We start from the raw sequence: 11878 nt of genomic DNA, 5'->3' as shown, positions 1-11878 counted from the left end.
GAGGCTCACGCACGCACGATCGAATGATGGGAGCGCCGTGGCGCATCGAGCACTCGTCCTGACCGGTTCGGGTCGGTACGCCGACCCCTGGCATCCCTTCGCCGAGACGGGTAGCCGGGTCGCCGACATCCTCATCCGACGGGAGTGGGACGTCGACGTGTCCGACGACGTCGACGGCGGCATGGCGGGCCTCGACGGGTACGACCTCGTCGCCGTCAGCGCGGGCGACCCCTGGCGCGGCGGCGAGCGCGGCGCTCCGCCGGCCGCGGTCGAGGGCTTCGCCGCGGCCCTGGAACGCGGGATCGGCGTGCTCGCCGTCCACGCGGCCGTCTCGTCGCTGCGCGACTACCCCGAGTGGGCACCGGCGATCGGCGCCATGTGGGTCCCGGGACTGTCATTCCATCCGGATGCCGGCGAGATGACCGTTCAGGTCGAACCCGACACCGTGCCGGCCGAGGTGCCGACGACCTTCCATGTGCACGACGAGCGCTATTGCGCGCTCCAGCGCCTGGGCCGCCGCACGGTCGTCGCCTGGCACGAGGGCGACGGCGCGAAGGAACCGGCCGCGTGGGTGCGCGAGCACGGCGCCGCGCGGATCGCTGTCGATGTCCTCGGCCACGACTCGCGTTCGTTCGACGCGTCGGGGCACCGCACGCTCGTCGCGGCGCTCGCGGCATGGACGGTCGACGGGCGCTGATCCGTCCCGCGCCCGCCGCCGCGACGCCGGGCGGCGGGAATCGGGCTCACGCCGCGCCGAGCCAGTTCCGGACGGATGACACCACGCGGTCGAGATGCGACTCGAGGAGGAAGTGGCTTCCGTCGACGAGTTCCACGCGCACGTCCCCGGCATCCTTGGCGAAAGCCACGGCGCCGGCCGCGTCGAAGATCTCGTCGTTGCGCCCCCAGATGGCCAGGACGGGCACTCCGGAGGAGCGCAGCCATTCGTGGACAGCCGGATAGAGCGCGCGATTGGTGATGTAGTCGCGGAACAGGTCGAGTTGGATGTCATCCTGTCCCGGTCGGCTGAGGAGAGCGATGTCGTGCTCCCAGGCGTCCGGGTCGATCGTCGAGGGGTCGGGGACGCCATGGGTGTACTGCCATTCGACGACGGCTCGGGAGAGCGCGGGGCGCAGGGCGTCGCGCGTCACGGGGGAGCGTTCGAGGCCGTCGGCCCATGACGGTGCCCAGAATTCGGGCACGAAGCCGTCCTCGTACGCGTTGCCGTTCTGCGAGATGACTCCGACGACCGCGTGCGGGTCCGCCAGCGCGAGACGCCACCCGATCGGCGCGCCGTAGTCGTGCACGTACATCGTGTAGCGGTGGACGCCGATCAGCTCGAGGAAGCGGCGGGTCGTCTGCGCGAGCGCGTCGAAGGTGTAGGTGAACTCGTCGGCGGTCGGAGCGGAGGAGCGCCCGAAGCCGATGTGGTCCGGGGCGACGACACGGAATCGGTCGGCCAGGCTCGGGATGAGGTGCCGGAACATGTGAGAGCTGGACGGATACCCGTGCAGGAGGAGAAGAACCGGGGCGTCAGCGGGACCGGCCTCCCGGTAGAAGACATCGAGTCCGTCGACGGTGACCGTGCGGTGGTGGGTGACGACCATGAGCTAACCCTTTCAATCAGTTATACTGGTTAGGGCGACCATAGCATGCACAATGGCCGAAGCGTCACGGCGGAGGAGGTGGGCGGTGGAGCAGGACGAAGAGCTTCTCCTGGCGGTGCTCAACAGCGAGCCGGTGATCGACGGACGCCGTTCGGATCACCTCGACGGTGAGCCCGGCGATCGGTTGGTGCGCAGTTGGGGCGGCACCGGATCCGCGGGTGAGCGGGATGAGCTGCGTCGCGTGCGGAGCGCGCTCCATGCCGCGATCCGCAGTTCGGATGCCGAGGCTCTCACGGTTCTGGCGGAGGTCGTCTCACCCGCGGTTCAGGTGCCGCACGTGACGTCCGACGGGCTCTCCTGGCGGCTGACGGCGCCGGCCGACCGACTGCTCGCGGTGCAGGCGGTCGCCGCGTGGTCGAGCGTCGTCGCCCGGTTCCCCGGGCGGGTTCGGGCGTGCGCGAACGGTCAGTGCAACCTGTTCCTCGTCGACCACAGCCGGCCGGGCACCGCGAAGTGGTGCTCGATGGCGGCGTGCGGCAACCGGATGAAAGCGCGCGCCCACGCGGAGCGGGCGCGAGGCCGGGGGCGGCTATCTTCCGCGGACGACGCCGGCGACGGGCGTGCTCAGTGACCGAAGCGCGGCGCGGAACCGTTCCACGACGATCTCCGCGACGGTGTCGTGGGGCGCGAGGGGCTCGGTGTGCAGCTCGGCCCCCGCACGGGCGATGAGGTCCGCGAAGAAGCCGGGCGCCAGCACGTAGCTCGCGGTCACGACGCGCGGTGCTCCGGCTGCGCGGACCGCGGACACCGCGTCCGCGATCCGTACGCCGGCGCCCGCCGCGAAGCCGACGGCGACGGGGCGTCGAAGGCGCGCGGCGAGCAGCTGCGCCATCGCGGTCACGTCGACGGATGCCGCGGGGTCGCTCGAGCCGGCGGCCGCGAGCACGACGGCGTCACCCTCCCCGAGCCCCGCCTCCGTCAGCCGCTTCACGAGCAGCTCGGCGAGCAGCGGATGCGGGCCGAGCGCGGGCGCGGCGAGGGCGGGCCCCCGCGCGGCGGCGACGGCCCGCGCGATGTCGACGCGCGTGTGGAAACCCGTCGACAGCAGCAGCGGCACGACGATCGCGGGGGCACCCACCGGCATCCGCTGCACGACGGTGTCGATCTCGGGCTGCTGCACGTCGACGAACGCCTCGGCGACGTCGATCGCGGGAAGCATCTCGCGCACCCGGTCGACGACGGCCGAGATCGCGGCGCGCCCGGCGGGCGAGCTCGTGCCGTGCGAGCAGGCGATGAGGGCCGGGGTCATGACGCGTCCTCCCGGGGTCGGTTCGCCGCGTCGCCTGCGGCGGTGTGGTCGGCGATGTCGTCGGCGACGTCGAGGCGGTAGCCGCGTTTGACCACCGTGCGGATGAGGGTCGGCACCCCGAGGGCTTCGCGGGTCCGGCCGATCGCGACGTCGACGGCGTGGGCGCTGTCGCCCGAGCGGGGGAGCGCCGCCTGCAGGTCGTGACGCGAGACGACGCCGCCGGCGGCGTCGGACAGCACGCCGAGGAGCAGCAGCGACGTGCGCGAGAGCGCGATGACGCGTCCGTCGAGCACCGCGCCGCCGCTGCGCAGCTCGAGCCGGCCCGCCGCGGTCGCGACCCCCGGCGCGTGGCCGCCGCCGAAGTGCGTGACGACGGCGCGGACGAGGGAGCCCAGTCGGCCGCGTTCGGCCACGAGCGGCGGGATGCCGGCGTCGCGCAGCGGCCCCGCCGTGACGGGCCCCACGGCGGCGACCAGCAGCCGACCGGCATCCGCCCGCGCCGCGATCGCCTCGAGGGCCGATTCGCGCCGCGCGGTCGCGAGCCACTCGGCGGCGCCGGGTGCCGAGGTGAAGAGCACGGCGTCGACGTCGCCCTGGGCGGTGGCCAGCACGGATCTGCTCACCGCGGCCGGATCCGGTGGCGGGCCCCACCGGTAGACCGTGAGGCTCACGACCTCCGCACCGGCCCGCGCGAACAGCGCGTCGAGGCCGTCGGCGCCCGAGCCGTGGTGCTGCACCGCCACCCGGCGGCCGCCCACCCCCTCGGCGAGGAGGAACTCGCCCAGCTCGGACGACGTCTCGGACTCCGCGACCCAGTCGGCGGTGAGTCCCGCCTGCTGGATCGCGCCGCGCGCTTTGGGCCCGCGCGCGACGATCTGGGCACCGGTGAGCGCGCGCTGCAGGTCGTCGGCGAGGCCGGCCTCGTCGGCAGCCTCCATCCAGCCGCGGAACCCGACGCCGGTCGTCACGACGACGACGTCGGGCGGCGCGTCGATGAGCTGCCTCGTGGCCGAGATCAGCGCCTCGTCGTCGATGTGGGGCATGATGCTCAGCGCCGGCGCGTGCCGCACCGTCGCCCCGTGCCTCTCGAGCGCGGTCGCGAGCTCGGTCGATCGCCGGTCGACGGCGATGACGATCGTGCAGGCGCCGAGGGCGGCCGACAGGGCGGGACGGGCGGGAGCGGGAGAGGTCACTGCAGGGCCGCCTCCGTCGGCCGGTGCTCCGGCAGCAGGAGGCCGGCGCGGGCGACGTCGCCGATCACGATGACCGCGGGATTGCTGACGCCCGCGGTCGCCGCGTCGGCGACCGCCCGTTCCAGCGTCGTCCGGGTCGTCCGCTGCTGCGGGGTGTGGCCCCGCTCGACGATCGCGACGGGGCGATCGGCCGGGGCGCCGGCTTCGCGCGCGGCGGCGACGATGCGTCCGAGGGCGGCGACGCCCATGAGCACCACCGTGGTCGTCGCGTCATCGGCGAGGGCGGCGCGCGTCGCATCCGTCACGGGACCCTGCCCGATCGCGACGTGCAGCCCCGCGGCGACACCGCGGTGGGTGACCGGGATGCCGGCGGCCTGCGGCACCGAGACGACGCTCGTGAGTCCCGGCACGACCTCGACGGCGACGCCGGCGGCCAGGCACGCCGCGACCTCCTCGCCGCCGCGTCCGTAGACGAACGGGTCGCCGCCCTTGAGCCGGACGACGCGCCTGCCGGCGCGGGCGTGCGCGACCAGCAGGGCGTTGATCTCTTCCTGCGGGACGGGGTGGTGGCCCGGGCGCTTGCCGACGTCGATCACCTCGACGTCGGGGTCGAGCTCGCCCAGCACATCGGTGGGCCCGAGGCGGTCGGCCACGACGACGTCGGCCTCGGCGAGCAGGCGCCGGCCGCGGACGGTCATGAGGTCGGCGGGTCCGGGACCGCCGCCGACGAGGTCGACACGGCCGCCCGCGCGGCGACGGCGCCGCAGCGGCAGGCTCCCGGCGCGGAGGGCGGCTCCGATGGCGTCGCGCAGTCGCACCGCTCGGCGCGGATCGATGCCGGCATCCGAGGCGACGCCGACGACGACGTCGCCCGCTCGCGTCTCGGCCGTTAGGCGGGCCGAGCCGTGCGAGCCGGTCGAGGTGTTGACGCAGAACACGCGCGCCAATTCGCACCAGCCGGCGACGGTGTCGTCGACCGGGCGGATGCCGGTGGCGCTGTGCACGAGCCAGGCGTCGGCGACGTCGGCCTCCCGCGCCTTGCGGGCGATCCAGGTGAGGCCGGCCGCCCGGACGGCGCGGTGCATCTCGTCGCCGAGCGCGGGCGCGATGACGACGATGTCGGCCCCCTCCTCGACGAAACGCCCGATGCGACGGGCCGCGACGGCGCCGCCGCCGACGAACACGACGCGACGCCCGGTGAGCGAGAGCCCGAGCATGGTGGTCATGCGGTCACCTCGCAGCGCAGGAGCACGGTCCCGCCGTCGACGGCGGCGGGCCACACGCGCAGCGACCGAGCGTGCGAGCCCTGCGCGTCGAGGCAGGCGCCGGTGCGCAGGTCGAAGACCTGCTTGTACATCGGCGATGCGACCGTCGGGGCGCCGGCGCGCGTGCCGACGATCCCGCGCGAGATGACCGCCGCGCCGCTGTAGGGGTCGACGTTCGAGACGGCGTGCACGCGTCCCTCGTGCGTGAGGAACAGGGCGATCTGGTCATCGCCGACGAGAGCTGCGCGACCGCGTTCGATCTCGAGGTCGTCGAGCCGGCACACGGGGATCCAGGTGGTGATCGGCGCCGTGTTGATCGGCGCCGCGGTCGCGGCATCCGTCGCGAGGGTCATCGACGCACCTCCAGGGTCGTGCCCGCGATGAGGACGCGGTCGTCGCGGCGCTCGTCGTCGGTCGCGGGGCGGGGCTGACCGCGCTCGACCGTGTAGGCGAGCGACGGGTCGGGAGTGGTCGGCGCGTTGACGAACGACGCGAACCGGCGGAGCTTCTCGGGGTCGGCGAGGGTCGCGGCCCACTCGTCCTCGTAGTTGTCGAGATGTCGGGCCATGGCCGCGTCGAGGTCGGCGCAGATGCCGAGCGCGTCGTCGAAGATGACCTCGCGCAAGCCCTCGATTCCGCCCTCGAGGTCTTCGAACCAGGGGGCGGTACGCTGCAGCCGGTCGGCCGTGAAGATGTAGTACATCAGGAACCGGTCGATCGCGGTGAGCAGCTGATCGTCGTCGAGGTTCTCGGCCAGCAGCACCGCGTGGCGCGGGGTGAACCCGCCGTTGCCACCGACGTAGACGTTCCAGCCCGACTCGGTCGCGATGACCCCCACGTCCTTGCCGCGGGCCTCGGCGCATTCACGGGCGCAGCCCGACACTCCGAGCTTGAACTTGTGGGGTGAGCGGAGGCCGCGGTAGCGCAGTTCGAGCCGCACGGCCATGCCGACGGAGTCCTGCACGCCGTACCGGCACCACGTCGACCCGACGCAGGACTTCACCGTGCGCAGTGATTTTCCGTAGGCGTGGCCCGATTCGAAGCCGGCATCCACGAGGCGCTGCCAGATCTCCGGAAGCTGCTCGAGGCGGGCGCCGAACAGGTCGATCCGCTGACCGCCGGTGATCTTGGTGTAGAGGTTGTAGTCCTGCGCGACCTGGCCGATGACGACGAGTCCCTCGGGCGTGATCTCGCCGCCCGGGATGCGCGGGACGACCGAGTAGCTGCCGTCCTTCTGCATGTTCGCCATGACGTGGTCGTTCGTGTCCTGCAGTGCGGCGTTCTCGCCGTCGAGCACGTGTCGTCCGGTCAGGGTCGACAGGATGCTGGCGAGCGCCGGCTTGCAGATGTCGCAGCCGCGGCCGGTGCCGAAGCGTTCGATCACGGCGCTGAAGGTGGTCACGCCCGACACGCGGACGGCGTCGAAGAGCTGGCGCCGCGACATCTCGAAATGCTCGCAGAGAGCGGTGCTGAGGGCGGCGCCGGTCTTGGCGAGCTCGGCGCCGACGATCTTCTTCACCATCATCACGCACGAGCCGCACGCGGCTCCGGCCTTCGTGCACGCCTTCACACCGGCGACGTCGGTGCAGCCCTCGTCGTGGACGGCCGAGCGGATCGTGCCGGCGGTGACGCTGTTGCACGAGCACACGAGCGCCGCGTCGGGCAGCTCGCCGGTCGGGGCGGCGACGCCGCTCTCGGGCATGAGGTATGCGACCGGATCGCCGCCGAGCGCGCCGCCGACGAGCGGACGGAGCGATCCGTAGGCCGAGGCGTCGCCGACGAGGATGCCGCCGAGCAGGGTCTTCGCGTCGTCCGAGAGCACGAGTTTCTTGTAGACGCCCGCCACCGGGTCGGCGTACACGACGTCGAGGGCGCCGGGGGTCTCGGCGAAGGCGTCGCCGAAGCTCGCGACGTCCACTCCGGAGAGCTTGAGCTTGGTCGACAGGTCGAAGCCGCCGAAGGTCGCCTCGAGGCCGAGCAGCCGGGTCGCGGCGACCTCGGCCATCGCGTAGCCGGGCGCGACGAGACCCACGCACTGGCCCGCGAAGCTCGCGACCTCGCCGATCGCGAGGATCCGCGGGTCCGAGGTGTCGCACCGGTCGTCGATCACGACGCCGCCACGGGGGTCGACCGTGAGTCCGGCCTCGCGCGCGAGCTCGTCGCGGGGACGGACGCCGACGGTGAACACGACGACGTCGGTCCGCTCCCACGATCCGTCGCGGAACTCGAGCCCCACGACCTGGCCGCTGCGATCGGCGTCGAGTCGGGTGGTGAGCGTCGAGGTGCGGACGCCGATGCCGCGTGCCTCGATCAGGCGGCGGAGGGCGTCGCCGGCGGGGAGGTCGAGCTGCGCCGACATGAGCCGGTCGGAGGATTGGACGACGGTGCTCTCGACGTTCAGCCCCTGCAGCGCGCCGGCGGCTTCGAGCCCGAGCAGGCCGCCGCCGATCACGGTTCCGGTGAGCGGGCGGCCGAGCTCGGCGGTACGGCGCTCGACGAACTGCTCGAGGGCTGCGACGTCGTCGAGCGTGCGGTAGACGAAGCAGCCCTCGTGGTCGTAGCCGTCGACGGCGAGGCGCGCCGCATACGAGCCGGTCGCCAGGACGAGACGGTCGTAGCCGATGCGCTCGCCGTCGCCCGTGACGACCGCGGCCGCGTCGCGGTCGATGCGTGCGACGATCGTTCCCTGCCGGAAGTCGACACGCGCGTCGTCGAAGGGCGCGGGGTCGAGGTCGAGGTCGTCGGCCGACGCCCCCGCGAAGAACGAGGTCAGCGCGACCCGGTCGTAGGGGCGGCGCCGCTCGTCGCCGATCACGGTGACGTGCCACGGGGCGTCGGTGCGGCTGAGGAGGCTTTCGACGAATCGGTGGGCGACCATCCCGGCGCCCACCACGACGATGCGCGGGGTGGGGCCGGTGGAGCTCATGTCGGCACGGTACGCGGGCGAGGTTGCGCCGGCGTCAGCGGAGTGTTTCGTGCTGTTTACGGCGCGGCTCATCTCACACCCCCGTCGTCGCGGGCTCGCGGTCGGACGTGGCGACGGCGACCGCTGCGTTCCGCTCCCGCTTCGAGGCGCGCACTCGACGGGGCGCTGCCGGGCGGCCGTACGTGAGATACAGCGGGAGTCCGACGAACAGCAGACCGCCGACGAGGTTGCCGAGCACCGTGGGGATCTCGTTCCAGATCAGGTAGTCCATGATCGTGAAGTCGCCGCCGAGGAGCAGTCCCGAGGGGAACAGGAACATGTTCACGATCGAGTGCTCGAAGCCCATGAAGAAGAAGAGCATGATCGGCATCCACATCGCGACGATCTTGCCGATGACGTCCTTCGACACCATCGCCAGGACGACCCCGGTGGCGACCATCGCGTTGCAGAGCACCGCCCGCACGAAGAGGGTCAGCATCCCGGCGGCGCCGTGCTCGGCGTAGCCGACCGTCCGTCCCTCCCCGATGTGGCCGATCGCCTCGCCGACCGCGTTCGGCGCGGTCGCGAAGCCGTTGGTCACGACGATGGCCATGAGGACGGCGATCGCGAAGGCGCCGATGAAGTTGCCGAGGAACACGAGTCCCCAGTTGCGCAGGATGCCGCCGAGGGTGACGCCCGGGCGCCGGTCGAGCCAGGCGAGGGGAGCGAGCACGAACACACCGGTGAGCAGGTCGTAGCCGAGTAGGTACAGCATGATGAAGCCGACCGGGAAGAGCAGGGCGCCCAAGAGCGGAACGCCGGTGGTGACGCTGACCGTGACGGCGAAGGCGGCGGCGATGGTGAGCATCGCGCCGCCCATGATCGAACGGATGAGGGTGTCGCGCGTCGACAGCATGACCTTCGAGGCGCCGGCATCGATGACGCTCTGCACGAGGTCGGTGGGCTTGACGTAGGACATCGCGTCCTCCTTCGGGACCGGGGTGGGTATGGTGCTCGACGCTAGGGCGGCGGTGTTTCCCCGGACGGCACGGCGTTCGTCGCCTCTGTTACCTCTTGCTCACTTCGCCCGCGGCGTCGTTGTGAGATCGCGCGGTGGGATCGCCCGGTGCGCGGGGAGGTCTGCGTCCGCCGACACGGTGGCCGCGCCGGCGGTCAAGCGCGGTCGTGCTGGATGTCGCACGCTGGGCGGATGATGGACGGGATCGTCGCCGTCGCGGGCGCGGTGTCGGCCGGCGCGTGCTGCGTCGCGCCGAGCCGGTGGCGGGCGCGGGTGGTCGCGGTCGTGATGGCTCTCGGCTGCGTGCCGTGGCTTCCCGCGGCCGTGCGGCTGGTCGTGGCGCTGGTACTCGTGGGCGCGGCCGTCGTTCTGGCTGCGGGTCTTCGGCGCCGGACGGGCAGCGATCGTCTCGCGGACCTGCACCGGGCGCTCGGCGGTGTGCTGATGGGCGGGATGCTGCTGGCCGGCGGGCACGGGGCGAGCGCGGCGAGCGAGATCGGGATGCTCCCAGCCGGCGGGCACGGGGCGAGCGCGGCGAGCGAGATCGGGATGCTCCCAGCCGGCGCTCACCACACGGGCGTGCTCTCGCCGCACCTGATGCTCGCGGCCGCGGTGGGGCTGTACCTCGCCTGGTCGCTGGCCGCCCTCGCGCGCCCGGCGCACGTGGTCGGTCGGTCGACGGCGAGCGGCGCCACGGCGCCCGCTCCTCGCGCTGCCCGGTGCGCGCTCGCCGTCGAACGCGTCGGGATGGCGGTGATGTTCGCCGCCGCGGCGACGGGGATGGCTGTGGGGTAGCTCAGCTCTCGTGCATCCCCGCGATGTGCGCGGCGGCGGCGGCGCTCGCGGCGTCGGGGTCGTGGCTCGCGACGGCGTCCAGGATGGCGCGATGGTCCGCCAGGGCCCGCCGCCGCGTCGCACGGTTTATCGGCAGCTGCGACCGGGTGACGTCGAGGATCTCCGACACCCGGTCGAGCAGCCGCACGAGGAGCGGGTTGTAGGTGTACTGCGCGATCGCGCGGTGGAAGAGCCGGTCGAGGCGCGAGAACTCCGCGGCGTCGATGTCGCGGGCCATGTCGTCGAGGATGCGGCGGAGCTGCGCGATGTCGAGGTCGGTCGCCCGCTGCGCGGCGCGGGCGGCCATCGGCGGCTCGATGCACGCGCGCACCTCGAGCGCCTGCATGAAGTCGTCGGTATGGAGGGCCAGGCCCGACACGAGCACATCGGCGTGCGCCGAGCGCGTCGCATCGCGAACGATCGTTCCGCGCCCGGGCGTCCGCTCGAGCAGGCCGCGGAGCTCGAGCGCCCGGAGCGCCTCGCGCAACGACCCGCGCGAGACGCCGAGCTGTACCGCCAGGTCGCGTTCGGGCGGCAGTCGATCCCCGTCGCGGAGGCCGCCTTCGAGCACGAGTCGCTCGAGCGACATCGACAGCGAGTCCGCGAGCGAGGGTGACTGCTCGTGCACCGCGCCCCAGTCGATCGTCTTGTTCATCTGAGCCTCTATTTGTCGGACCAATTGTGAACGACTCTATAGTGCGCTATCGTCTCGAACCAGCTTTAACCCAGGCGAAACAACGACGTAACGCCACTTGTCCCCGGGCGCCTCATCCTGGAACCGAGCTACGCAACTGCCCGAAGAATCGGTCATTGGTCAGACCAATGTACAAAGGAGTTCTCATGCGCACCACACGTACCCGCCGTCCCGCCGCCCTCCGCCTGTCTGTTCTCGCGCTCGGCGCCGGGGCCATCGTCAGCACGGCCCTCACCGCGTGCTCTCCGGTCGCCGAGGAGGCGGCGTCGACGCCCGACGTCGTCGCCGCCATCGCGCCTCCGGCCGTCAACGAGGAGGGAGTGCTGTCGGTCTGCAGCGCGCTGGGCCTCGGCGCCGTGCCGCTGTTCTACTTCGACGAGTCCCAGGAGCCGCAGGGGATCGAGATCGACATGGCGCGCGACGTCGCCGCTCGCCTCGGGCTCGAGTACCGGGCCGTGTCCACGGCCTTCCCCTCGCTCGTGCCCTCCCTCGACGCGCGGCAGTGCGACCTCGTGATGGGGTCGCTGTTCATCACCGACGAGCGCTCGGCAGTCGTCGACTTCGTGCCCTATCTGAAGTCCGGATCGGCGCTCATCGTCCGAAGCGACGACGACGACGCCGTCTCGGGATTCGGCGACGACCTCTGCGGCAGGCGGGTCGGTGTGACGACCGGCGGCTCGGCCGCCGTCGCGATGAAGGACTTCGCCGCCGAGTGCGACGGCGCGTCGCCCCTCGTCCTGACCGAGGTCGACAGCGCGGCCACCGGACGGCAGATGCTCCTCAACGACCAACTCGACGTCATGGCGGGCTCGAGCGCCGATCTCTACTACATCGCCTCGGAGTCGCAGGGCGCCATCGAGGTCGCGGGCGAGCCGTTCGAGACGTTCGAGGTCGGCGCGGCCGTGCGCAAGGACAACACCGAACTGCACGATGCCGTCGCCGAGGCCTTCGACGCCATGGTCGCCGACGGCACGTACGACGACATCCTCGCCGAGCGCGGCCTCGAGGCCATCTCCTTCTTCGGCTGACGCCGCCGATGTCCGAATCCGATCCGCA

Annotated in this window: 12 protein-coding genes; 4 read left to right on the top strand and 8 right to left on the bottom strand. The window is 72.4% G+C overall.

Annotated elements, in window-relative coordinates:
* Positions 1-37 precede the first annotated feature (37 nt).
* On the top strand, positions 38-697 hold the full coding sequence (locus tag F6B42_RS01130; RefSeq protein ID WP_150417755.1) for a ThuA domain-containing protein: 660 nt from the start codon (positions 38-40) through the stop codon (positions 695-697).
* A 46-nt stretch (positions 698-743) separates the two neighbouring features.
* On the opposite strand, the gene F6B42_RS01125 is transcribed toward F6B42_RS01130, so the two are convergent.
* Positions 744-1604: an alpha/beta fold hydrolase gene (locus tag F6B42_RS01125; protein WP_150417754.1), complete on the bottom strand. Its 861-nt coding sequence runs from the start codon at positions 1602-1604 to the stop codon at positions 744-746.
* A gap of 85 nt (positions 1605-1689) precedes the next feature.
* Between F6B42_RS01125 and F6B42_RS01120 the strand changes: the two genes are divergently transcribed.
* On the top strand, positions 1690-2235 hold the full coding sequence (locus F6B42_RS01120; RefSeq protein ID WP_150417753.1) for a CGNR zinc finger domain-containing protein: 546 nt from the start codon (positions 1690-1692) through the stop codon (positions 2233-2235).
* Here the strand turns inward: F6B42_RS01120 and F6B42_RS01115 are convergent.
* The 6 genes from F6B42_RS01115 to F6B42_RS01090 all read right to left on the bottom strand — a co-directional run bounded on the left by F6B42_RS01115 (position 2194) and on the right by F6B42_RS01090 (position 9255).
* On the bottom strand, positions 2194-2913 hold the full coding sequence (locus F6B42_RS01115) for a sirohydrochlorin chelatase (protein WP_150417752.1): 720 nt from the start codon (positions 2911-2913) through the stop codon (positions 2194-2196). The genes F6B42_RS01120 and F6B42_RS01115 overlap by 42 nt on opposite strands.
* On the bottom strand, positions 2910-4106 hold the full coding sequence (locus tag F6B42_RS01110; protein WP_150417751.1) for a uroporphyrinogen-III synthase: 1197 nt from the start codon (positions 4104-4106) through the stop codon (positions 2910-2912). Before F6B42_RS01110 ends, F6B42_RS01115 begins: the two co-directional genes overlap by 4 nt.
* Positions 4103-5332: a uroporphyrinogen-III C-methyltransferase gene (cobA, locus tag F6B42_RS01105; protein ID WP_150417750.1), complete on the bottom strand. Its 1230-nt coding sequence runs from the start codon at positions 5330-5332 to the stop codon at positions 4103-4105. Before cobA ends, F6B42_RS01110 begins: the two co-directional genes overlap by 4 nt.
* Complete coding sequence (gene nirD / locus F6B42_RS01100) at positions 5329-5724, bottom strand: nitrite reductase small subunit NirD (RefSeq protein WP_150417749.1); 396 nt, start codon at positions 5722-5724, stop codon at positions 5329-5331. The genes cobA and nirD overlap by 4 nt, the downstream gene beginning before the upstream one ends.
* Positions 5721-8297, bottom strand: coding sequence for a nitrite reductase large subunit NirB (gene nirB, locus F6B42_RS01095; RefSeq protein WP_223878275.1), 2577 nt, complete (start codon positions 8295-8297; stop codon positions 5721-5723). Before nirB ends, nirD begins: the two co-directional genes overlap by 4 nt.
* Before the next feature lie 73 nt (positions 8298-8370).
* A complete protein-coding gene (locus F6B42_RS01090) occupies positions 8371-9255 on the bottom strand; it encodes a formate/nitrite transporter family protein (RefSeq protein ID WP_150417748.1) in 885 nt (294 codons plus the stop codon).
* Between the two features lie 231 nt (positions 9256-9486).
* Between F6B42_RS01090 and F6B42_RS01085 the strand changes: the two genes are divergently transcribed.
* The gene (locus tag F6B42_RS01085) at positions 9487-10089 is read left to right on the top strand and encodes a hypothetical protein (protein WP_150417747.1); all 603 of its coding nucleotides are present in this window, start codon (positions 9487-9489) and stop codon (positions 10087-10089) included.
* Between the two features lies 1 nt (position 10090).
* Here the strand turns inward: F6B42_RS01085 and F6B42_RS01080 are convergent, their stop codons facing one another.
* Positions 10091-10783, bottom strand: a complete 693-nt coding sequence (locus tag F6B42_RS01080) for a FadR/GntR family transcriptional regulator (RefSeq protein ID WP_150417746.1) — start codon at positions 10781-10783, stop codon at positions 10091-10093.
* 185 nt (positions 10784-10968) lie between these two features.
* Here F6B42_RS01080 and F6B42_RS01075 point away from each other — a divergent pair, with 185 nt between their 5' ends.
* The gene (locus F6B42_RS01075; RefSeq protein WP_150417745.1) at positions 10969-11850 is read left to right on the top strand and encodes a transporter substrate-binding domain-containing protein; all 882 of its coding nucleotides are present in this window, start codon (positions 10969-10971) and stop codon (positions 11848-11850) included.
* Positions 11851-11878 lie beyond the last annotated feature (28 nt).

It is taken from the genome of Microbacterium radiodurans, from assembly GCF_008710705.1.
Classification (GTDB): Bacteria; Actinomycetota; Actinomycetes; order Actinomycetales; family Microbacteriaceae; genus Microbacterium; species Microbacterium radiodurans.
Note: the sequence above shows the minus strand (reverse complement) of the source record. Positions and strands in the feature narration are given on the sequence as shown.